At 69.4% G+C, this 21,123-nt stretch carries 16 protein-coding genes and 1 pseudogene; 8 read left to right on the top strand and 9 right to left on the bottom strand.

Annotated elements, in window-relative coordinates; translation table 11 throughout:
• Positions 1 to 123: 123 nt before the first annotated feature.
• On the bottom strand, positions 124 to 1,137 hold the full coding sequence (locus ACFWJX_RS23335) for a LacI family DNA-binding transcriptional regulator (RefSeq protein WP_383246306.1): 1,014 nt from the start codon (positions 1,135 to 1,137) through the stop codon (positions 124 to 126).
• Positions 1,138 to 1,440: 303 nt separating this feature from the next.
• On the opposite strand from ACFWJX_RS23335, the gene ACFWJX_RS23330 reads away from it, so the two are divergent.
• From ACFWJX_RS23330 to ACFWJX_RS23310, 5 genes are all read left to right on the top strand, one after another.
• The gene (locus ACFWJX_RS23330) at positions 1,441 to 2,754 is read left to right on the top strand and encodes an ABC transporter substrate-binding protein (RefSeq protein WP_383246304.1); all 1,314 of its coding nucleotides are present in this window, start codon (positions 1,441 to 1,443) and stop codon (positions 2,752 to 2,754) included.
• Between the two features lie 88 nt (positions 2,755 to 2,842).
• Positions 2,843 to 3,838: a carbohydrate ABC transporter permease gene (locus tag ACFWJX_RS23325; protein WP_383246301.1), complete on the top strand. Its 996-nt coding sequence runs from the start codon at positions 2,843 to 2,845 to the stop codon at positions 3,836 to 3,838.
• 12 nt (positions 3,839 to 3,850) lie between these two features.
• Positions 3,851 to 4,774: a carbohydrate ABC transporter permease gene (locus ACFWJX_RS23320; RefSeq protein WP_383246298.1), complete on the top strand. Its 924-nt coding sequence runs from the start codon at positions 3,851 to 3,853 to the stop codon at positions 4,772 to 4,774.
• 103 nt (positions 4,775 to 4,877) lie between these two features.
• Positions 4,878 to 6,320 (top strand): GH1 family beta-glucosidase, encoded by a 1,443-nt coding sequence (locus ACFWJX_RS23315; RefSeq protein WP_383246295.1) that lies wholly within the window; start codon positions 4,878 to 4,880, stop codon positions 6,318 to 6,320.
• Between the two features lie 758 nt (positions 6,321 to 7,078).
• Positions 7,079 to 7,249 (top strand): SDR family oxidoreductase, encoded by a 171-nt coding sequence (locus ACFWJX_RS23310; RefSeq protein WP_383246292.1) that lies wholly within the window; start codon positions 7,079 to 7,081, stop codon positions 7,247 to 7,249.
• 141 nt (positions 7,250 to 7,390) lie between these two features.
• Here ACFWJX_RS23310 and ACFWJX_RS23305 read toward each other — a convergent pair whose 3' ends face one another.
• The 4 genes from ACFWJX_RS23305 to ACFWJX_RS23290 form a co-directional block, all read right to left on the bottom strand.
• Positions 7,391 to 8,116, bottom strand: a complete 726-nt coding sequence (locus ACFWJX_RS23305) for an SDR family NAD(P)-dependent oxidoreductase (RefSeq protein ID WP_383246290.1) — start codon at positions 8,114 to 8,116, stop codon at positions 7,391 to 7,393.
• A gap of 282 nt (positions 8,117 to 8,398) precedes the next feature.
• Positions 8,399 to 8,725, bottom strand: a complete 327-nt coding sequence (locus tag ACFWJX_RS23300; RefSeq protein WP_383246287.1) for a carboxymuconolactone decarboxylase family protein — start codon at positions 8,723 to 8,725, stop codon at positions 8,399 to 8,401.
• Between the two features lie 188 nt (positions 8,726 to 8,913).
• Positions 8,914 to 9,318 carry a cupin domain-containing protein gene (locus ACFWJX_RS23295; RefSeq protein ID WP_383246284.1) on the bottom strand — a complete coding sequence of 135 codons (405 nt, stop codon included), beginning with the start codon at positions 9,316 to 9,318 and terminating at the stop codon, positions 8,914 to 8,916.
• Between the two features lie 36 nt (positions 9,319 to 9,354).
• Positions 9,355 to 10,197: an SDR family oxidoreductase gene (locus ACFWJX_RS23290; protein WP_383246407.1), complete on the bottom strand. Its 843-nt coding sequence runs from the start codon at positions 10,195 to 10,197 to the stop codon at positions 9,355 to 9,357.
• 232 nt (positions 10,198 to 10,429) lie between these two features.
• Between ACFWJX_RS23290 and ACFWJX_RS23285 the strand changes: the two genes are divergently transcribed.
• Positions 10,430 to 11,326: a helix-turn-helix transcriptional regulator gene (locus ACFWJX_RS23285; RefSeq protein ID WP_383246281.1), complete on the top strand. Its 897-nt coding sequence runs from the start codon at positions 10,430 to 10,432 to the stop codon at positions 11,324 to 11,326.
• A 4-nt stretch (positions 11,327 to 11,330) separates the two neighbouring features.
• Here ACFWJX_RS23285 and ACFWJX_RS23280 read toward each other — a convergent pair.
• Both ACFWJX_RS23280 and ACFWJX_RS23275 read right to left on the bottom strand, forming a co-directional pair.
• A pseudogene (locus ACFWJX_RS23280) lies at positions 11,331 to 11,564 on the bottom strand (ISAzo13 family transposase); the annotation flags it as partial.
• A gap of 138 nt (positions 11,565 to 11,702) precedes the next feature.
• Positions 11,703 to 12,383, bottom strand: coding sequence for a class I SAM-dependent methyltransferase (locus ACFWJX_RS23275; RefSeq protein ID WP_383246278.1), 681 nt, complete (start codon positions 12,381 to 12,383; stop codon positions 11,703 to 11,705).
• A 452-nt stretch (positions 12,384 to 12,835) separates the two neighbouring features.
• Here ACFWJX_RS23275 and ACFWJX_RS23270 point away from each other — a divergent pair, with 452 nt between their 5' ends.
• A complete protein-coding gene (locus ACFWJX_RS23270) occupies positions 12,836 to 14,320 on the top strand; it encodes a peptidoglycan-binding protein (RefSeq protein WP_383246275.1) in 1,485 nt (494 codons plus the stop codon).
• A 953-nt stretch (positions 14,321 to 15,273) separates the two neighbouring features.
• On the opposite strand, the gene ACFWJX_RS23265 is transcribed toward ACFWJX_RS23270, so the two are convergent.
• Positions 15,274 to 15,576 (bottom strand): DUF6355 family natural product biosynthesis protein, encoded by a 303-nt coding sequence (locus tag ACFWJX_RS23265; RefSeq protein ID WP_383246273.1) that lies wholly within the window; start codon positions 15,574 to 15,576, stop codon positions 15,274 to 15,276.
• Positions 15,577 to 15,878: 302 nt separating this feature from the next.
• On the opposite strand from ACFWJX_RS23265, the gene ACFWJX_RS23260 reads away from it, so the two are divergent.
• Positions 15,879 to 16,826, top strand: a complete 948-nt coding sequence (locus tag ACFWJX_RS23260) for a LysR family transcriptional regulator (RefSeq protein WP_383246271.1) — start codon at positions 15,879 to 15,881, stop codon at positions 16,824 to 16,826.
• Between the two features lie 266 nt (positions 16,827 to 17,092).
• Here the strand turns inward: ACFWJX_RS23260 and ACFWJX_RS23255 are convergent, their stop codons facing one another.
• A complete protein-coding gene (locus ACFWJX_RS23255; RefSeq protein WP_383246268.1) occupies positions 17,093 to 20,008 on the bottom strand; it encodes a glycosyl hydrolase 115 family protein in 2,916 nt (971 codons plus the stop codon).
• Positions 20,009 to 21,123: the final 1,115 nt, after the last annotated feature.

Here is a 21,123-nt window from a genome sequence, read left to right as displayed (position 1 = left end):
TGACCCGGTGGGAGGTCGTCCACCGTCAGCCGAAGAGAGAGTGCGGGAGGGATACATTGCGCCCGCCCGTGAACCACCACACCGCGCCCCGTAGCCGACCTGGTCCGGTTCGCGCGACGCGTATCAGGAGGACTCGCGCACCACCAGCTCGGTCGGCAGCGTCAACTGCTGCCGGGCCGCGCCGTGCCGGGTGATGTCCGTCAGGATCCGGGCCATCGTGCGGCCCAGTTCCTCGACCGGCTGACGCACCGTCGTCAGCGGCGGGTTGGTGTGACGGGCGAGGACGGAGTCCTCGAATCCGACGACGGCCACATCGCCCGGCACCCGCCGCTTCTGGCGGCGCAGTTCGGCCAGGGCGCCGACGGCCATGAGGTCCGAGGCGGCGAACACGGCGTCCAGGTCCGGTGCACGTTCAAGAAGCGAACGCATCGCTCGACGGCCTCCCTCCTCGGTGAAGTCGCCGCCCTCGACCAGGAGTTCGTCGGGCTGCACCCCGGCCTCGCGGTGGGCGTCGCGCCAGCCGGCGAGCCTGCTGCGGCCGACGTCCATGTCGAGTGCCCCGGTGATGGTGGCGATGCGGCGGCGGCCTCTGTCCAGCAGATGCCGGACGGCCGCGGCGGCGCCTCCGGAGTTGTCGGAGTCGACGTAGCTGAGCCGCTCCTTCTCGTCCCGTCGGCCGGCCAGCACGGTGGGCAGCCCCATCTCCTCCAGCATGCCCGGCAGTCGGTCGTTCGCGTGGACGGAGACCAGCAGTACGCCGTCGACCCTGCGGGTCGCCACCGACGTGGTCAGCTGGTCGCGCTCGAACTGGTCGCGGACGAGCGTCAGCTGCAGCTGGGTGCGGGTCTCGGCGAGCGCCGCGCTCACGCCGCGGATCAGGGCGGCGAAGAACGGCTCCGAGCCGAGCCGGCTCTCCGACTCCGGGATCACCAGGGCCACCGAGTCGGTGCGGCTGGTCACCAGGCCGCGGGCGACGGAGTTGGGGACGTAGTTCAGCTCCTTGATCGCCGCCAGGACCCGCTGGCGGGCGTCCGCGCTGACGAGGTCGGACCCGTTGATGACGCGGGACACCGTGGTCCGCCCTACCCCGGCGCGGGCGGCGACCGTTTTGATCGTGGGCTGGCGGTTCCCTGTCATGTGCTCCTCCGGGCGGCTACCGCGGCGGCATCGCCGCGGACGTGACCAGCGGCAATTGTGGCAGACGCCACGGTCGTGGCATCACCCTCCCGATGCCACGAAGCGAACGCCGAGCGACCGTTTCGGCAACGATTTGTTTTCAAGTTATTGACATAGCCGTTCGCTGCTACAAGTCTTCCATCCGCCGGTGGGAACGTTCCCACCCACCGATGGGCACGTTCCCATCGACCTGTCCTGCCCGCCGTACCCCCATGCCTTGCATCGCCACTCCGGTGCGTCAGCGCCGCCGCTAGGAGGAACTTCATGAGCACTGTTCACAGGTCACCGCGCACGAGAGTGGCCGCGGTCGTCGCGGCCGCCGGTGCGCTCGCGCTCGTCGTCGGCTGTGGAGGCAGTGACGACTCGGCGACGGGCGGCGGCAAGAAGGACGGCAAGGTCACCATCACCATGGGCATGTACGGGGTGATGGGCTTCAAGGAGACGGGCCTCCTGGAGCAGTACGAGAAGGAGAACCCGAACGTCGACATCAAGGCCGAGATAGCCGGTGACGAGCAGACCTACTACACGGCCCTGCAGACGCGGCTGGCCGCCGGCAAGGGCCTGAAGGACATCCAGGGCATCGAGATCGGCCGGGCGAAGGAGATCGTCGACACCCAGGCCGACAAGTTCGCGGACTTCTCCGACGTGACGGGCACCGATCACTTCCTGCCGTGGAAGCAGTCCCAGATCACCACCGCGGACGGCAAGGTCCTCGGTCTCGGCACCGACATCGGTCCGATGGCCGTCTGCTACCGCAAGGACTACTTCGAGAAAGCCGGCCTGCCCACCGACCGCGAGGAGGTGGCCAAGCTGTGGGCCGGTGACTGGAAGAAGTACGTCGACGTCGGCCGCACCTTCAAGAAGGACTTCAAGGGCGGCAAGGTGGCCTACATGGACGCGGCCAGCGGCCTGTTCAACGCGATGGTGTATGGCTACCCCGAGCAGTACTACAACGCCAAGGGCGACCTGATCTACGACGAGAACCCCGCCGTCAAGGAGGCCTGGAACCTCGCCGCCGACGCCGCGGAGGCCGACCTGACCGCCAAGCTCCGCCAGTTCCAGCCCGGTTGGGACCCCGGACTCGCCAACGGCACGTTCGCCACGGCCGTCTGCCCGGCCTGGATGCTCGGCCATATCGGTGAGAAGGCCGGCGCGGCGAACAAGGGCAAGTGGGACGTCGCCAAGGCGCCCAAGGGCGCGAACTGGGGCGGTTCCTTCCTGGGCGTGGTCGAGCAGAGCCCGGTGCAGGAGGAGGCCAAGAAGCTCGTCGCCTGGCTGACCGCGCCTGAACAGCAGGCGCACATCTTCCAGAAGCAGGGAAGCGTCCCGTCCTCGCAGCAGGCGCTGGAGACCCCCGAGGTCCAGAACGTCACCTCCGAGTACTTCAACAACGCCCCGATCGGCCAGATCTTCGGAGCGGCAGCCCAGGAGATCCCGGACAAGCAGGTCCTCGGCCGCAAGGACGGCACGATCAAGGACACCTTCTCCCAGGGCCTGACCCTGATCGAGCAGCAGGGCGCCTCGCGTGACGAGGCCTGGAAGACCACCGCGGGGCGCATCGAGAAGGCTGTCGGCTGACCGTCCCGCTTCCGGTCCCGGGCCCGCCCGCCCATCGACGGCGGGCCCGGGGGCCGGCCCATACCCCTGCTCTCAGGAAGGAACTCCGGTGGCCACCTCCACCACCAAGGCCCAGATCGGCGAGGGACGTCGGGGACCGTCGCCCAGGCCGGGCGGCGAAGGCGCGGGCCGGAGGCTCGGCGCGCTCCTGCACCGGCTGGACGTCAAGGGCGCGCCCTACGCGTTCGTCGCCCCATTCTTCGTCGTGTTCGCCGCCTTCAGCTTCTACCCCCTCATCTACACCTCCTGGATCTCCCTGCACCGGGTCGAACTGGCCACCCTCGACGTCATGGAGTGGGTGGGCTTCGACAACTACGTCGCGCTCTGGAACGACAGCCGCTTCTGGAACGCCCTGGCGAACACCATCACCATCGGCGTCATCTCCACCGTGCCGCAGCTGCTGATGGCACTCGGCCTGGCCCACCTGCTCAACTACAAGATGCGCGGCTCGCTCTTCTTCCGCATCGCCTCGCTCGTCCCCTACGCCACCTCTGTCGGCGCCGCCGCCCTGGTGTTCACGATGATCTTCGAACGCGACTTCGGCATGATCAACTGGATGCTCGGTCTGGTCGGCATGGACCCGGTGAACTGGGAGGCGGACAAGTGGCCGGCCCAGGTCGCGATCTCCACGATCGTCATCTGGCGCTGGACCGGGTACAACGCGCTGCTGTACCTGGCCGCCATGCAGGCCATCCCCGCCGACCGCTACGAGGCCGCAGCTATCGACGGGGCCTCCCGCTGGAAGCAGTTCACCAACGTCACCGTGCCGGGAATCCGTTCCACCATCGTCTTCACCATCGTGCTCTCCACGATCGGAGCGACGCAGCTGTTCGGTGAGCCGCTGATCTTCGGTCAGGGCCCCAACGGTGTGACGGGCGGAGCGGACAACCAGTACCAGACGCTGGGTCTGCTGCTTTACGAGGAGGGCTGGAAGAACTACCAGATGGGCCGCTCGGCGACCGTTGCCTGGGCGATGTTCCTGCTGCTCGTCATCGTCTTCGTGGCGCAGCGCCTGATCAAGCGCCTGCGCTCCCGCACGTCCTGATCTGGAGTCTCCATGACCACAGAAAGCCTCCCGGTCCGGACGGACGCGCCGGCCCGGAGCGCCTCGAAGAAGACCGCTGCCCGCGGCGGCCGCCGGATGCTGGGCCAGCGCGCGGGCCGTCAGCACCACGCGGGCCCGCTCGCCTATGTCCTGCTCGCGATCACGGCGATCGTCTCGATCTTCCCGTTGTACTGGACGATGGTGGCGGCCTCGACCGACAACACCCGCGTCAGCCAGACGCCGCCGCCGTTCCTGCCCGGCCCGAACCTGTTCAGCAACCTCGCCCGCGCCTGGGACGAGGCGGCGATGGGCAAGGCCATGATCAACAGCCTGATCGTGGCCGGTGTCATCGCCCTGTCCACGGTCATGTTCGCGACGCTGGCCGGTTTCGCCTTCGCCAAGCTGCGGTTCAAGGGCCGCAACGTGCTGCTCATGCTGGTGATCGGCACGATGATGGTGCCGCCGCAACTCGGTGTCGTACCGCTGTTCATGATGATGTCGGAGCTGGGCTGGTCGCAGGAACTGCCCGCCGTCATCTTCCCCACCCTGGTCAGCGCGGTCGGCGTGTTCTTCATGCGGCAGTACCTGTCGGAGGCGCTGCCGGACGAGCTGGTCGAGGCGGCCCGGGTCGATGGAGCGCACTCGCTGCGCATCTTCTGGAGCATCGTGCTGCCCGTGGCGCGCCCCGCGATGGCCGTCCTGTTCATGATCACGTTCGTGCACGCCTGGAACGACTTCTTCTGGCCCTTCGTGGTGCTAGACATGACCAACCCCACGGTCCCCGTCGCCCTCACCCAGCTGAGTGCCGGATACGTCCGCGACCAGTCCCTGATCATGGCAGGCGCGCTCCTCGGCACCCTGCCGTTGCTGGCGATGTTCGTCGTCTTCGGCCGCCAGATCGTCAGCGGCATCATGGCCGGCGCCGTCAAGGGCTGACCGGCCGCACCGCCCCAAGGGCAGCCACCGGCTCCGCCCGTACCCGGCCCGCGCACGCCACCCGCCGCCAACCACCGAACCCACGCACCCGGAAAGGACTTTCGTGGTCACCGCAGCACAGCAGCAGACCGCTTCCGCCTCGGAGGCCCCCCGCACCTTCCCCAAGGGCTTTCTCTGGGGATCCGCGACCGCCTCGTACCAGATCGAGGGGGCCGCCGCGGAAGACGGTCGCACACCGTCCATCTGGGACACCTACGCCCGCACCCCAGGCCGGGTCCGTAACGGCGACACCGGTGACGTCGCCACCGACCACTACCACCGCTGGCGCGAGGACGTCGCCCTCATGGCCGACCTCGGCATCGGCGCCTACCGCTTCTCCCTCGCCTGGCCGCGGATCCAGCCCACCGGCCGCGGTCCCGCCGTCCAGAAGGGGCTCGACTTCTACCGGCGTCTCGTCGACGAGCTGTTGGAAAAGGGCATCCAGCCCGTCGCCACCCTCTACCACTGGGACCTGCCGCAGGAGCTGGAGGACGCGGGCGGCTGGCCGGAACGCGCCACCGCCGAGCGGTTCGCCGAGTACGCCGCCCTCGCCGGGGACGCCCTCGGTGACCGGGTGAAGACCTGGACCACCCTCAACGAGCCTTGGTGCAGCGCCTTCCTCGGTTACGGCTCCGGCGTGCACGCCCCGGGCCGCACCGACCCTGTCGCCGCCCTGCGCGCCGCCCACCACCTCAACCTGGGTCACGGCCTGGCCGTCCAGGCGCTCCGCGACCGCATCCCCGCTTTCGCCCAGTGTTCGGTGACGCTCAACGTCCACCATGTCCGACCGCTCACCGGGGACGAGGCCGACGCTGACGCGGTCCGTCGCATCGACGCGCTGGCCAACCGGGTCTTCACCGGACCGATGCTGCAGGGCGCCTACCCCGAGGACCTGCTCAAGGACACGGCGGCGCTGACCGACTGGTCCTTCGTCCACGACGGCGACCTCCAGCAGATCCGCCGGCCGCTGGACTTCCTCGGCGTCAACTACTACACGCCCACCGTCGTCTCCCGGGCCGACGGCAGCGGGACCCATACCTCGGACGGGCACGGCAGGAGTGCCCACAGCCCGTGGCCGGCCGCCGACGAGGTCGCCTTCCACCAGCCCCCGGGGGACACCACCGCCATGGGCTGGGCCGTGGACCCGAGCGGCCTGTACGACCTGCTGGGCCGGCTGGCGTCCGACTTCCCCCGGCTGCCGCTGGTCATCACCGAGAACGGCGCCGCGTTCGACGACTACGCCGACCCCTCCGGCAACGTCAACGACCCCGCCCGGATCGCCTACCTGCGAGGCCACCTGGCCGCCGTCCACCAGGCCATCGCGGACGGCGCGGACGTACGCGGCTACTTCCTGTGGTCGCTGCTGGACAACTTCGAGTGGGCACACGGCTACAGCAAGCGCTTCGGCGCTGTCTACGTCGACTACCCGACCGGCACCCGCATCCCCAAGGCAAGCGCCCGCTGGTACTCCGAGGTGGCCCGCACCGGCATCCTGCCCGGCGCCTGACCGAGCCTGGTGCGGCATCACATCGCCGCCCCGCACGGTGCCGCACCATGAGCCCGCCCCCGCGCCCCGGTCTCCCGGGGAGCCGGGGGCGGGCTTGTCGCTTCCCGTAGCTCACTCCCCGGGGGTGACGCACGCCGATCCGTGAGCGGACCGGGTGCAGGGTGTCCATGACCGCGAGCGTGCCGGCCGGCGGCACCAACGGTCACTCGGCCATGCCCGCACGCAGGCACCGCATCACCTCACGGGCCTGGTGGCCGTAGCCGTTGCCGTCCTGTGGCGGTGCGGTGAGGACCTGCGGCTCCTGGCCGTCTCGGTGGCACGCAGGCGGCCGAATGCCGGAGTCGTCACGCTCGGCCCTGATGGGCTACCGCGCCGTGACGGCGGATGTGCTGGCCGTCCCGGTCGCGCCGGGAAAAGCGGATGTGCCGGACGGCGGCCGTCGATCCTTCGTACTCTCAGAGCCCGGATCAAGGACTCCTGTGACTGCTGGGGCCCTGCTCCGGGACGCCGGTCGCTGCCCAGCTGGCGAGGAACTTGAGGCGGTCCTCGGAGGTGCTGCCGGGCTCGGCGGTGTAGTCAGTGTGGTCCCCGCACCGCACCGGCGGTGGGGCCCGGGGGCGCGTAGTTGGACATGAGGGACCACAGGTGGTGGCCGCGCACGTCGGCGCCCTCGTCGATCGCGCGTGCGATCCACTCCAGGCAGCCGCAGCGGATGCGCTCCTGGCCAGCGAACGGGGAGCTCTGCCGCCGTGGGTGCGATGGACGACTCATCGACGGAGAACGTCGACCAGAACACCGAACGCGTCCCGCTGCGGCGTCTCGGAGCGCCCGACGGCATCGCGAAAGTCGAGCTGCTCCTGGCGAGCGACGCCGCGAGCTGCGTGACCGGCGCCATCGTCGTTGCCGACGGAGGCAGGCTCATCGGGTGACGACGGACGCGAGCCGGCCCTCGCTCCGGGGCGCGGGCAGCGTGAGAAGCCTCTTGGCATCTACCGGAAGGCTTCTCCACCCACGTGCCCGTCACCCGCGCGCGTGGTGGCAAAGAGGGATGGCGGCCACTCCTGCATCGTTCAGAACTCGCTACCCGTCTCTTCGGCCAGCGTCTGCAGGAGGCGGTCCTGGAACGCTTGGTCGTGGACGGCGCGGTGCGGCTGCGTCTGCTGCTGGTGATACCAGTACCCGCCGGTGGTCAGCGACTGGGGATCGTCGCTGGAGGCGAGCCACTCCTGTGTCCGGTGCCCGAGCTCCAGGTCGTCCGGCGCGCCGGGCCCGCCCATCCTGGTCGGCACCCATCCCGGATCCACCGCGTTGCTCAGCACCCTGGGGCGCAGACGGGCCACCGCGGCAGCCAGCGCCGTGACGTACAGCTTGCTGTCGGCGTACGAGCCAGGGCTCCTGCCCCGCCAGTCGACCCCGCCGAGCCGGGGACGTCCGCTGAAGTGCGAGCCGCTGCTGAGGTACACCAGCCGGCGCGGCCGGTGCAGCAGGGCCGTGAGCAGGTACGGGGCGATGATGTTGACTGGCATGACCGCCGGTCCGCTCCACACGCCGGCGTTGTGGATCACTGCGTCCAGAGGCTCGGCGTCGTTCAGCTCGGCGGCGATACGCCGTACGGCATCCCGCTCCATGAAGTCCCCTGTCACGAGGTCTGCTCCACGGTCGACCAGCGCTTCCAGGGCCGCTGCACGCTCCTGGTTCCGGGCGTGCACGACGACGTGGTGTCCCTGGGACAGCAGCGTAGCCGCGGCAGCGCGTCCGAGACCGTCCGCGGAACCGGTCACGAGGATGCGGCTCACGAGCGCACCGCCCCTCGGGCCCACCCCGTCCGGGCTTGCCCCCCGGATCCAGGCATCAGCGCCGTGTGTGCCGCGGCTCGCAGCGTGGTCACGCCGTCAGGCGTTCGGACGATCGTCGTGTCCTGCTGCCCAGCGCCGACATCGCCGTCACCATGCATGACATGTCGCATGAGGTCTCCCTCCTCGTTCATGGTCGTCTGCTCAAGTGTGGGCAGGACCGGTGAAGGCCGCGGCCCGGTGCCGTGGGCGGAGGAGCCTTGGCGGCTCTTGCCCATCCGGCACTCAGGCTGCGAGGACCTGCTTAGCGACCGTGATCGCGGTCATGGCCTCGAGCCGGCCGGCGGAGAAGGCGAGGTGGGTGATCGCCTCGATCAGCTCGGTCTCGGTGACGCCGTTCTCCTTCGCGCGTCGGAGGTGGAAGCCGAGCTGGTCGGCGTCACCGCCGGCGATGAGTACGGCAACGGTGATCAGGCTGCGGTCCCGGGCGGCCAGCCCGGCGCGGTTCCACACGTCATCGAACAGGATGTCGTCGGTCAGCTCGGCGAGTTTCGGGGAGAAGTCACCGATCGTCCGGCGTCCGCCGCCGATCTGCTTCTGCTGCTCAGTCATGCACATTCCTCTCGCTGACCCACAGGTCACGGGCCGATCAGGCCCCGCTCCCGGTGCGGACCGCCACGTGTCGTCGTCGGTGGGTGAGTGCCGTGCCGGCTGGTCGCGGCGTCCGGGAACCGCCGGTGCCGAGCAGGGTTGCCTGCGGGCTCCGCGGGGGAGGTTCGGCAGGCACTGGGGTTGTCCGGTCAGTGAGAGGGGCGGCTGTACTGCTCGTCGGTGACGGGCTCGTTCCATGTGGTCTCGGCGCTGGGGTCGCCCGCGCCTTCCCACATGGCGATGTGTTCCATGAAGCGGTCGGGGGTGGCGCCGTGCCAGTGCTCCTCGCCCGGAGGGCAGGTGACGGTCTGGCCGGGACGGGCCTCGAAGACGGTGCCGTCGCGGGTGCCGATCAGGGCGGTGCCGGAGACCACGTGGAGGGTCTGGCCCAGGACGTGGGAGTGCCAGTGGGTACGGGCGCCGGGCGAGAAGCGGACCATGTTGGCGCGCATCCGGGACGGCTCCTGGCCTGCGTAGATCACGTCGAACCAGACGTCGCCGGTGAACCAGTCGGCCGGAGCCTTGACGGTGGCCTGCTGCTTGACGAATTCCATGGTGTTCCCTTTCTCAGGTGCGTTGTGCGGGGTGGGTCAGGCGGCGTCGGTGTGGGCGAGGCCGGAGCCCAGCTCGCGGGAGGCGCCGACCTGCGCGAGGAGTTGCTGGGCCTTGGCCTCGACAGCGGCGAGGCAGTCGTCCCCGGCGACGAACCGCAGCGGGGGCTCCTCCAGGTCGGCGACCTTCAGCAGGGCGTCGGCGAGCTTTGCGGGGTCTCCGCCCTGCTGCCCGTTCATCGACTCCCACTGCTTCTTGGTGGCGGCGGTGCGCTCGGCGTAGTCGTCGACGGAGCCCTCTGCCCAGGTGGTGGAGGCGTCCATCAGCAGTTCGGTGCGGAAGAAGCCCGGCTCGACGATCGTGGTGCGGATCCCGAACGGCTCCACATCGTGGTGCAGGGACTCCATGAAGCCCTCGACACCGAACTTGGCCGCCGAGTAGGCGACGCAGAAGTCGACGCCGACCGCGCCCGCCAGGGACGAGACGGTGATGACATGCCCGGACCGCTGCTTGCGCATGACCGGCAGGACGGCGCGCGTGACGTTCATCGGACCGAACAGGTTCGTCTCGACCTGGGCGCGTACCTGCGCCTCGGACAGCTCCTCGAAGTACCCCGCGTAGAAGTTCGCGGCGTTGTTGATCAGGACGTCGATCCGGCCGAACCGGGCCACGGCCGCCTCTACGGCCGCTGCGGCCGCAGCCGGGTCGGTGATGTCCAGGGCGGCGGCCAGCAGGTTGTCCTGCTCGCCGCCCAGCGCGTCAACGACACGCTCGGGACGGCGGCCGGTGGCCACGACCTGATGGCCGGCGGCAAGGGCCTGACGGGCGATGTCCGTTCCCAGGCCGCGTCCGGCGCCGGTGATGAAGAAGACCTTGCTCATGACGTAGATGCGCTCCAAGCCGGGACGGTGAATGGGGGAGACCAGCTCATGACAGTCCGTGACCCACTGGGATGTTCGGCGGCCGCAGCAACCGGGGCCCACGTGGGCGCCGAATGCCGCCGACCGCTTCGTCATCCAGGAAACCGCAGGCCCGCGAGCTGAAGAAGGGCCTGCGATTACAGGTACTGACAGAACCCCCCACAGGTGCATCCTCCGGCCTAGCCTTGAACGTGTGAGTACCGAGAGCGACATCCGCGAGTTCCTGGCCTCCCGCCGCGCCAAGATCACCCCTCAGCAGGCCGGCCTGCCCGCCTACGGAGGCAACCGGCGCGTACCGGGTCTGCGCCGCGAAGAAGTCGCCCTCCTCGCCGGCGTCAGCATCGACTACTACGTCCGCCTGGAACGCGGCCACCTCGCCGGAGCCTCGGAAGAAGTCCTCGACGCCGTCGCGAACGCCCTCAAGCTCGACGACGCCGAACGCGCCCACCTCTACGACCTGGCCCGCGCCGCCAGGCGTCCCGCCCGCCGCACCAAACGGTCCCGCGGCCCGCTGCCCGACAGCATCCTGCGGGTACTGAACTCCATGACCGACTCCCCGGCCTTCATCCGCAACGGCCGCCTCGACATCCTCGCCACCAACGGCCTCGGCCGCGCCCTCTACTCCCCGATCTTCCGCGACCCCACCACCCCGACCGCCAACATCGCCCGCTTCCAGTTCCTCGATCCGCACGGCCACGACTTCTTTCCCGACTGGGAAGAATCCCTGAACACCACGGTGTCCCTACTGCGCACTGAAGCCGGCCGAGCCCCCCATGACGGCGAGCTGACCGGTCTCATCGGCGAACTCGTCACTCGCAGCGACGAGTTCCGCACCGCCTGGGCCAAGCACAACGTGCGTCTGCACCGCACCGGCCGCAAATCCTTCCGCCACCCGGCCGTCGGCGTCATCACCCTCGACTTCGACGCCATGGAGCTGCCCGCACAGCCCGGCCTCACTCTCACCGCCTACAACGCTGCCCCCAACACACCCGACTACGACGCCCTGCAACTCCTCGCCAACTGGGCCGTCACCCACGACCGGCTTCTGCCCACCAGCCACGGCATCCGCGGAACCGCCCCGCACAGTTGACCGTCCGGTGGCCCTGCCGGGTCAGCTGCACGGCCAGCCCGCGGGTGGATTCGGTGATCCAGCGCAGCGGCGACATGGGGATCTCCGTGGAAACTGGACTCGATCAGCGCGAGGAGTGCACGCCGGACGGCCGGCTTCCGGGACGACGCGTTCGCGGCCGGCACCGGCTGGCGGATCCGTCCCAACGGGGCCTCTCCGAAGTCGCGTTCTACCACTCCGGCAGACCCTCAGCCCCCATCAGCAGGCGACGCTGCCGCTCGTCGAGATGCGGCACATCGCCCCGAACTTGGCTGCCAGTAGGTCTCGTTGCCCATCCGACCCGCTCATGCCGATCGCGTCCGCCCGGTTGCCGGGCCTGCTGCTGGTCGAGGGGGTCTCAGCGCAGTCGGCGTACGCGCAGCACCAGGTCGTCGGTATGGTGCGCGCCGGCGCCGCCGTCGGGTGCCACGCGTGGCCGCTGCTCGTCCACCTCTGTCTCCCAGTCTTCGTTGAGCAGATCGGCGATCATCGACGGCCAGACGTAGTCAGCAGGATCGAAGCCGCTGTCGTGCGCCTGCTGGGTGTCCATCCCCGCGTGGTGTACGAGCAGTAGCACGCCGCCGGGCGCGACGGCCGCGAGCAGCGCTCGCTCGGCCGCGGCGTCGGGGGTGCGCAGCAAGGCCGGGTACTGCGCGGAGACCAGGTCGAAGGAGGCCGGCGGGAGTGCCGCCTCGGTGAGTTCGGCATGTACCCAGTGAATCGCGAGGCCGGCGTCCCGCGCGTGTCCGGCCGCCCGCTCCAGCGCCACGCCCGAGACCTCGAGCGCGGTCACGTCCCAGCCTCCGCGCGCCAGCCAGACGGCGTCCGCGCCCTCGCCGCAGCCGACGTCGAGCACTCGCCCAGGTGTGAGCCCGGCGACCTCGGCTACGAGCGCACCGTTGGGCTGGCCGCTCCACAGCTGTTGTCGGTCGGCGTACCGGTCGTCCCACTCCGCCCGCACTGCGGGGTCTCCGAGGTATCCGTCGGCAGGCGAGGGGTTGCCGGACGCGGGCGATTCTGCTGCGATGTCGTCGGTCACGGGCCCACGGTCGCTCACCGTGTCCTGGTCTGCCACTCCTGTTGCCGGTCCGGCAAAACAATCCGGCGCCAGAGAACCGGGTGCCGGCGCCTGCCGCTGGGCGCAGCCGCGGCGAGAAGAGGGTCCAGTGCAGGGGGCCCGCCCGCCCGGCGGCGCTGTGTGAAAGCCGCGTTCGGCCCGGCTGGTCGAAGCTGCGACCTGCCCCAGGGAGTCCTAGGCTGGAAGGTACCCGCGGTGCCGAATGGCGGCCGCACGTGCTTGATCACTGTCACGGCAGTGCCCGAGGAAGCAGCGCCTTTCCCGGTCGCCTGTCACATCACCGCTCGGGGGCCTGCACGGTGCCGGCCAGAAGTAGCCGATGCGGCGTGTGCCGCTGCGGATCTCCGCGCACGGGATGTCCGGGGAACAGGGCCCTGCTGCGGCCGGAACCGGCAGGCCGGACGGAGACGCCGATGAAGAGCATCAGATTCGATGGAACCACCGAACTGGAGGAGTGCCTGGCCGGCAGCCGCGTACTGCTCCTGCAACAGCCCAACCAGAAAGGCTATTTCGTCAGCCTGGTGCAGCAGGCGCTCGCCGATCTGGGGGTGTTCGTCGAGGTCGACGGATTCTACGGCCCCCTCACTGCGGAGTCCGTGCAAATCTTCCAGCAGAACACGCCGGGGCTCGGTGCGGACGGCAAGGTCGGCATGCACACCATGAGGGCCCTGGACGACGCGTTCGCCACCGAGCCGGAGGGCGTCGCCGGCTGCGTCGGGCCCGAAGGACCCGCAATATCCTTGAACGGCGTCACCCATGAAGACGTGAACCTGCTGCTGTCCGCAGTCGGGCTGAACGCTCTCCTGGAAGTGAGTGAGGGAGGGACGGTCACCGCCCACACGCCCGCGCAGCTGCTCGGCGTGGACGCACCCGTCACGGCTGAGGCCGCGCGCGACGCCCTGGCCGCCCCGGACCAGGCCTTCGCGGGACCCACCGCTCCGGCCGTACGCCTGGGGGATCAGCTGAGCTCCCTGCTGGCCCAGCCGGTGCTCGCCGACTGGCCGGCCGCCCTGGCCTCGGTCGACACGGGTAGCCAGTGGCTGGCCCAGCAGGCGGCAGCCGCTCTCGTGGGGCAACCCCTGTCCCTGGCCACGCTCCCGTTCGGTCCGCCACCTCCTCCCGTCCGCGCGCTCACACCCGACATGGCCTACCGCGAAGTGGCCGGCCACCATGTGGCGGGGACGGTTGTGATGTCGCCGGCACCGGCCCTCTCAGCAGCGGGCGGAGTGATCGTGCCCACGCCGATACCTCGTGTGACGCTGCATCATGTCATCGCGGGTGTCACCTTCCGCTTCACACCTGACCCGTCGGCCCGGAGAGTTGCCGTCGGTTCCTCGACTCCCGTCCTGGCGGCCTTGGACGTCCGGCATGCGGCCGGTCTGGTGCGGCTGGCACAGTTTCTCGCTGCGGACTGGAATGTCAGCGAGGTGCACCACGCCGGCATCAGCGGCGGCGCCGTACGGACCGACTGCCACACGGACGGACGGGCGATCGACCTCGTCGGCGTCCGTGTCACGGACGCGGGCGTGGTCCGGGACGTCCACGTCTTCGACCACTGGGCGAGCAAGCCCGTCCCCGCCCCGGGCAGACCCAGCGGGATCCTTCCGCAGTGGCCCTCCGGCAGCGTGCCTCGCTTGGCCTACCGCCTCGCCGCCGTCGACGACCTCGGCATTCTCCCCGCCGACACGACGGTCACGTCCTTCTTCTTCGACCTGTACGTGTGGTTCGCCACGCAGTACCAGGACCGCACGAAGACGCCGTTCGACCCGGGGCCGTTCACGACCCCGGGTGAGTCCAGCTGTGTCATGTCGCCTGACCACCCCACATCGGACGTCGGCGGTCCGCACGGCCGTGAGGCGCACGCCACCCACCTCCACGCCCAGATCGGCCCGACCTGACGCACTGCGGCCGCGGCGGCGAGCGCCTGCTTCTCTCACCTTGGCCGGACCTCCATAGCCACCAGCAGTACGGCGCGGACGACCTGAGCGGTTCCGACCTCTACGTGGACGTGATCGCGGCGCTGAAGCGGGTGCACACTCCGTGGACGCGGAGACGGCCGTGTACGTTGCCCGGAACGCGTTGCGGCCAGACTCCCTTGACACAGCGGGTCGGCCACCGTGGGCAGTTCCGGGCCGTCGGTGGCCCGGCGGACGTCGCGCCCGGCAGGGCGGATGTGCAGGGCCACGAAGCGGGAGCACGCCCGATGTCGGCCTTGCCGTTGCTGATCGCGTGGAACAGGTCACCGTTATCACTGAGGCGGCGTCAGGGGGCGTCAGAGGGCGGCCTAACGACGATTGACTTCCTCCCCTCGTTCACGAGGGAGAGGAAGTCAAGGAATCCCAGGGCGATCTCGGGGTGTGGAGCCGTTCGTCCTGTGCCGGTCGGCCCGTCACGACGCGATCGGTGTCGAGAGGCGTGGCTTTCCGGGCTCGCAGGATCTTCACCTCAACGGGACAACCTCTAGCGGGGTGCGGTTACCAGCCTGATAGCAGCACTTTCGGCCGAAAGTCGACAAGCATGTATGTCCCTGTGAGCTGCTGTTCAAGGATGTGGTGGTGAAAATACCGGTGGTTCCCCTTCTCAGGTGCGTAGTTGGTGTCGGCGCCAGGTCCCTGGCTGGACACGAAGATCGACTCAGCAAGGCCGCCTGGTCTTCCCCGTGGCCGCGCCCGTCGACGATGCCACCTGAAGCAGCCCGAGAACGTCACCATGTTCTGCACGAACCAGCTTCGCAAACGGTATCGCTCCGTCGAGTAACAACTCGACGGAGCGATATGGCAGGACCCGAATCAACCGTCAGAATGCCATGGTTGAGGGCGGGTCCTATAAGTACGGCGGTTCGAGGTTGGGGTCAGCAATTCCCGACGTAATGCGCGAAGTCCACGTCCTCGGCCCTGCCGAGCTGCGTCTCCCCGGGCCCGACACACCACCAGCTCTCCTCCCAGCTGCTGTCCCAGTCGATCTCGATGATCACGTTGCCGCTGCCGCAGTGGCCGTAGTAGGCGTAGTCGCCTGCTTCGTAGTAGCCACATCCCTGAGCGGAGACATTCCCCCCTGTTGCAGCCTGAGCACCCCCGGAGAGTGCGGTGCCCGCGAGGAGAACAGCGCTGAACGCGGCCGCGACGAGGCGGAGTTTGCTTGAGTTTTTCCGCACGAAAGGTTCCTCACTTGTGGAAGTCGACGGATGGAGTCGGCTTCAGCTTGTGGAGCATTGCTTTCTCTGCGGGCGACAGTCGGCAAGCAAGGTGGCTGAGACTGCCACGACGGCACTCACGGCCCACCTGCTCACGGACAAGAACCCCCGTTCCCGCGGTGTCGGATACACCACAGTCCGTCCGTTGACCGGAATGACCCATCCGGCTGATCGGAGCGGCGTTCAGACACTCACACAGCGGTGGCACTGTTGTCAGCAACTCTGGCCATGCACGATTCCCTTCGATCGATAAGGTCAAGCTCATGACTGCAGGCAGGCAAGAGGGTTTCAATACCGATGCGGGCGCTGCGGAACCAAGCATTCACCAGCTGCGCCTGTTTCTAGCCCTGGGCGAGGAGCTGCACTTCGGGCGCGCAGCCACGCGTCTGTTCATTACCCAGTCCGCGCTGAGTCAGCAGATCCGAGACTTGGAGAAACGGTTAGGTGTGCGGTTGTTCGAGCGTTCCAGCCGGACGGTCGATCTCACTCCGGCTGGACGTGCGTTGTTTCCTGAAGCCCGGAAAGCGGTTGCAGGTGTCGATCAGGTGCGACGGACCGCCGACGCGCAGGTACGTCAGCTCTCTGGCTGTCTGTTGATCGGCACTGTCGGAGCTGAGGCTGCCATGCCCAGCACCCGCGCCGTGTTAGAGGCGCTGCATGACCGGCACCCACGGGTGGGGCTTCAAGTGCTCAGCTTGAACCTTGTCGACCACAGCACCGCACTCATCCGGCAGGAAGCCGACGTGATGTTCCTGCGTCCCCCAGTTCCGGAGGGAATCGAGTTGCACCATCTGGCTACCGAGCCCCGGGTGGCGTGTCTTCCGGCCGATGACCCCTTGGCCGCCCTGCCCCAGATCACCCTCTCGCAGCTCGCTGGCTACCCCGTGGTCAACATGCCTGCGCAAGTACCACGGGTTTGGTGGGACTTCTGGGCTGTGGATCCACGTCCCGACGGCAGCTCTGTGCGATACGGTCCGGTCGTCACCGACATAGAGGCGCTGCTGCACACGGTGGCCCGCGGCGAAGCGATGTGCTTTTTGCCGGCGGCAGCTCGCGACTTCTATCCCCGCCCAGGTATCCGCTACGTCGACGTCTCGGACCTCACGCCATCCACCTCGGCACTCGCCTGGCTCGCCAGCCGCCGTGCCGAACCCGCTATCACCGCCATCCGGGAAGCCGCCCACGCATTCACCCGCAACCCCACCCCGTAACGGCGGATCCGTCGGCCGGCGGCCGCGTCCTGTTCTCACTGACGCGGCCGACTTCTCTGGCTGCAAGGCATCCTTCGGGGCCCGCCCGTGACCGGTGCGCCCCAGAGGGCTGTCGCCGGCGGCGGCGATGGTGCTCGCCGAACTGCCTGAGCACGTGGAACAGATGGTGTGGGAACGTCCTGGACACGACAGCCGGTGCGCGCCGAGGCCGGCGCGCACCGGCCTCGGCGGTGTCCCCGCCCGTCGACCGACTACGCGTCGACGACCTACGCGTTGTCCGGCCGTGCCGGGCCGTAAGCGGGATCCGGATTGTGGAAGCGGTGGTAGCTTTCCGGCGGTGCGAGGTAACTGACGGGCAGACCACCGGTGTTGACGACGATCTGGTCCACGGCGATCGCGGCGTCGGCCATGAACACGCGCAGGACGTGCTCACCGGGCTCGGTGACGGTCACCGTTCCGGTCAGTTTCTCGATGCCCTCCTCCACGTTACGGGCCCAGGCGTCGCCCCGGTTGCCGGTGGCGACGGCCTGACCCGACAGGACGGTGACCGGACCGTCGTCGAGGCCGACGGCCACCCGGCGGTGTCCTCGCTCGTCCAGGGACGGGAGACGGAAGACGGTCACCGGGAACGTGCCGCTCCCGGTGAACCGCACCTGGTACCGCAACTCCGGTGCCCGCGTGGCGTGATCCGAGGTGACGGGGGCCGCGGTCGACGGCACCGTCTCCACCGCGGCCAGGTGCCGGCCCAGCCCCCGCACGGTCTGCCAGCGTGCCCCGCCGCGCGCCACCCGGCCGTCGAAGTGGGCGGCGACGATCGAGACGTACCCGTGCGACTCGACGTATCCACGAGCCCGTCGGCGCGTCCGCTCCCCGTCGGCCCGCACCCGCAGCGGTACGTCGACGCTGCGGCCGGCACCGGTGACGGTCAGCGTCGCCTCGTGCGAACCCTCGGGCACCCGCTCCCAGTCGATCTCCACCCACACCCGCGTCTGGTCGGTGATCGTGCCGCCCGAAGCGCTCAGCCGAATCCAGGGACTGCTCGCCGTCGCGCTCCAGTCGAACGGCAGGAAACCGGTGTTGAAGACATCGGCGAAGCGCTGGTCCCGGGTGTAGGAGGAGAAGGAGAGCGGCCGGTCCGCCCCGATGTCGTTGCCCTCGGCCGCCACGCCCAGCCCCGACGTGTCCTGCGCCGCGACCCGGGCCACGGTGGGGCGGCCGGGCGCCTTGGGTATCTGCGAGGGGTACGGGTTGACGATGCCGTCCCATTTGCCGCCGGCGATCTCGGTGTTGTAACGCTTGGTGATCGCCTGTTCCTCGGCGTGGGCGGCCTCGGCCAGATCAGCGAAGCGGTTCGTCCCGGCTCCCCGGCCCTGCCGGACGGCGAGTGTGTTGCGGTCCGCCCAGTAGAACTTCAGGTTCATCAAGTACGCGCCGTGGACGGGGTATTCGACCAGCTCGTAGAAGGCGTCCCGGTAGGCGTCGGGCAGCTTGGCGCCGAGCGTCCGGGTCTGCTCCAGCAGGCTCTCGTAGGCGGCCAGCCGCCGGCCCGCCTCATCGCCGTGGTGGACCGTCGAGAAGACGCCCCGGTCGATGAACTCGGGACGCCGCTCCGCCGCGAGGCGGTAGTACTCGGTACGGATCGCGGCGATCTCCCTGCCGTGGCGCCGCCCGAACTGCCGTCCGGCCCACTCGACCAGGAACTCCTCGACGTTGTCCGGCCCCCAGCGGTCCACGTCCCAGGCCATGTCCAGGCAGAACGACAGCCCGTTCTCGATCGACTTGATGTCACCGACGTTGAAGATCCACATCCGGTCGGCCCGATGGTCGTAGACCCGGCGCAGTTCCTGCCACACCTTGCTCAACTGCGTGGTGTCCAGCCAGAGATAGCTTCTGGGGCGACCCCAGTAGGACAGGTGGTAGTAGATGCCGTTGCCGCCCGGTCGCCGCCGCTCCGCCTCGTCGGGCAGCTGGCGCATGTTGCCGTGGTTGTCGTCCGGCCAGATCAGCGTGACGTCGTCGGGGACCCGGACCCCCGCGTTGTACAGCTCCAGGACCTCCTTGTACGGGATGAAAATCTGCGGCGTGACCGCGGCGCCGACCTCCTCGGCCAGGATCCGGCGCTGGTCCGCGATGATGTCGTTCATCACCACGACCTTCTCCGGAATCGTGGTGGCGTGGCGGGTCTCCAGCGCACTGTCGTGCAGACCGCGCATACCGAGCGTCCAACTGCTCTCGTACGCGGCGTTCTGCCGTGCCCGCGCCCGCCAGTAGTCGGAGATGACGTCGGGGTTCACCGTGTAGTCGTACACCGGCAGGCTGCCGTCCGCGCCCCGGTGCTCCTCGGCCCAGGGTCCCCACTCGTGCACGCCGTTGCGCAGCACGGCCTCCGGGTGGCTGGAGCCGACCACGATGCCGTAGCGGTCGGCCAGCTCGGGGTTCTCGCGGTGCTTGTTGAAGAAGTCGGAGTAGGGGTGCATGGCCGGCCAGAGGTAGTTGGCCTTGAGGCGGAGGAGCAACTCGAAGACGCGCTTGTACGTCTCGGGGCCGATGTTCTTGTCCGGCTCCTGCGTGCGGCGGGACCAAGTGGTCAGGTTCTGCTCGTCGTTGATGAAGATGCCCCGGTAACGGACCGACGGTTCGTACCGCTTGAGAGGGCCGACCGGGACCGTCACGGTGTCGCGGCGTTCGACGGGCACGTCGGCCCACCAGTACCAGGGCGAGACGCCGATCCGTTCCGAGGTGTCGTAGATGCCGTAGACGGTGCCGCGCCGGTCGCTCCCGGCGATCACCAGGGCGCGTTTCACCCCCGGCAGCGGACGGTCCACGACCTGGGTCACCGACGCCTCCCAGCGGCCCTTCACCCGGGAGGTGTCCAGGCGCCCTTCTTTGATGAGCCGGTCGATGACAGGGCTCGCGCCGATGGTGCCCATGAGGACCACGTGCTCGGCGTTCTTCGGCACGGTGTGCAGCAGCCGTGGCTTCGCCCCGCTGACCCGTTCCACGTCCGCCCGCAGATCACCGGCCGTACGGACGACGGCGGGGTCGTCCGCCGTGTCCACGAACAGATCGACGGCGACACCGCCGAGCACCAGGGGGAAGCCGGACCGGTCCGAGGAGGGTGCGGCATGCGCGGCCGCGGGTAGCACGCTCGGGAGCAAGGGGGCCACTCCGGCGGCCGCCATGCCCCGGAGGAACGACTTACGGGTCCACGACTGCGGCTGCCTGTGCTGTGACTGGCTGTGCGGCTCGTCGTGCGGCGGTCTGTGGGGCTCGTTGTGGGGCTCGTCGTGCGACGGTCTGTGCGGCTCGTTGTGGGGCACGAGGCAGTACCTTTCCGATGCGCTGGCATGGTCAGGACAGAAAGCGCTTACCGTGCGGCACCCTAAGTCAGGCCGGACCGGACGTCCAGATATCGGCGCGCTCGCGGCCACCTTGGCGCGTTTTCCGAAGATCCCACGCCGAGGTGTGCCCGACGCGCGCGCCCGACGCGCGCGCCGCGGCGGGGACCGCGGCTGGCCGCCGGTGCCGTGTCATCGAGGTGGCGGACGAAGGGCCGGGCCTCGACCCTGTCGACGCCGAGCACGTCTTCGAACGCCCCTTGCCGGCCGACCCGTTTCGCTCCCGCGTCCACGGTGGCGGCGGACTCGGCCCGCCGTCGCCGCCACCATGGCCGAGGGCCACGGCGACCGCCTTGAACTCGACACCAGCCCTGACCCTGGCGCCGCCCTGGCCCTGATCGGGGCCCCCGGCCCCTCGCCGCCCTCCGGCTCCGGCCCCGTTTGGACTCCGCCCCTGCCCGTGCCCTGGCTCTCGCCTGGCCTCGACCCTCGCCCAGGCTCCGGCTTCTGCCCGTCTCCGGCCCTGGCAAGACCGAGCGGAACCGACGCTGGTACAGGCACCAACCCGACGGTGGCAGCCTCCTGACGTCATGTTCCCGGTGATGGGGACAGGCCATCAGCTCTGTGAGCAGGAAGAAGTTGAACCAGACCCACCGAGGGTGATCCAAGTCCTGCTGCCGGCCCGCCACGTGAAGCACGAACACGTCGTCGCCCGTCTGGCCGCCGCCTACCGGGCCGGCGCGCTGACACTGGACACGGTCGAGCGCTGGAGGCCGGCAAGGCCGCCGAGGGCGACACCGTCGAGACGCTGCCGCCGCCCCGGCCCGCGGGCCCGGCTGAAGGGCCAGCGGCGACGGTGACGTTCCTGTCCGACTGGAAGCTGTCCCACCTCTCGTCCCACCACCGGCCGTTACCGGCGGTGGCGCTACGACCAGGTCCTGCGTCAACACCGTGGCAGC

This window comes from Streptomyces sp. NPDC058335, from assembly GCF_042723915.1.
In the GTDB taxonomy this organism is placed as follows: Bacteria; Actinomycetota; Actinomycetes; order Streptomycetales; family Streptomycetaceae; genus Streptomyces.
Note: the sequence above shows the minus strand (reverse complement) of the source record. Positions and strands in the feature narration are given on the sequence as shown.

What these genes read in the sequence shown, in the direction of transcription:
- ACFWJX_RS23320 (WP_383246298.1), top strand. Translation starts at nt 3,851, where the DNA reads ATGACCACAGAAAGCCTCCCGGTCCGGACGGACGCGCCGGCCCGGAGC.
- ACFWJX_RS23295 (WP_383246284.1), bottom strand. Translation starts at nt 9,318, where the DNA reads ATGGAATTCGTCAAGCAGCAGGCCACCGTCAAGGCTCCGGCCGACTGG.
- ACFWJX_RS23270 (WP_383246275.1), top strand. Translation starts at nt 12,836, where the DNA reads ATGAAGAGCATCAGATTCGATGGAACCACCGAACTGGAGGAGTGCCTG.
- ACFWJX_RS23330 (WP_383246304.1), top strand. Translation starts at nt 1,441, where the DNA reads ATGAGCACTGTTCACAGGTCACCGCGCACGAGAGTGGCCGCGGTCGTC.
- ACFWJX_RS23290 (WP_383246407.1), bottom strand. Translation starts at nt 10,197, where the DNA reads ATGAGCAAGGTCTTCTTCATCACCGGCGCCGGACGCGGCCTGGGAACG.
- ACFWJX_RS23335 (WP_383246306.1), bottom strand. Translation starts at nt 1,137, where the DNA reads ATGACAGGGAACCGCCAGCCCACGATCAAAACGGTCGCCGCCCGCGCC.
- ACFWJX_RS23310 (WP_383246292.1), top strand. Translation starts at nt 7,079, where the DNA reads ATGGACGACTCATCGACGGAGAACGTCGACCAGAACACCGAACGCGTC.
- ACFWJX_RS23300 (WP_383246287.1), bottom strand. Translation starts at nt 8,725, where the DNA reads ATGACTGAGCAGCAGAAGCAGATCGGCGGCGGACGCCGGACGATCGGT.
- ACFWJX_RS23255 (WP_383246268.1), bottom strand. Translation starts at nt 20,008, where the DNA reads ATGGCGGCCGCCGGAGTGGCCCCCTTGCTCCCGAGCGTGCTACCCGCG.
- ACFWJX_RS23260 (WP_383246271.1), top strand. Translation starts at nt 15,879, where the DNA reads ATGACTGCAGGCAGGCAAGAGGGTTTCAATACCGATGCGGGCGCTGCG.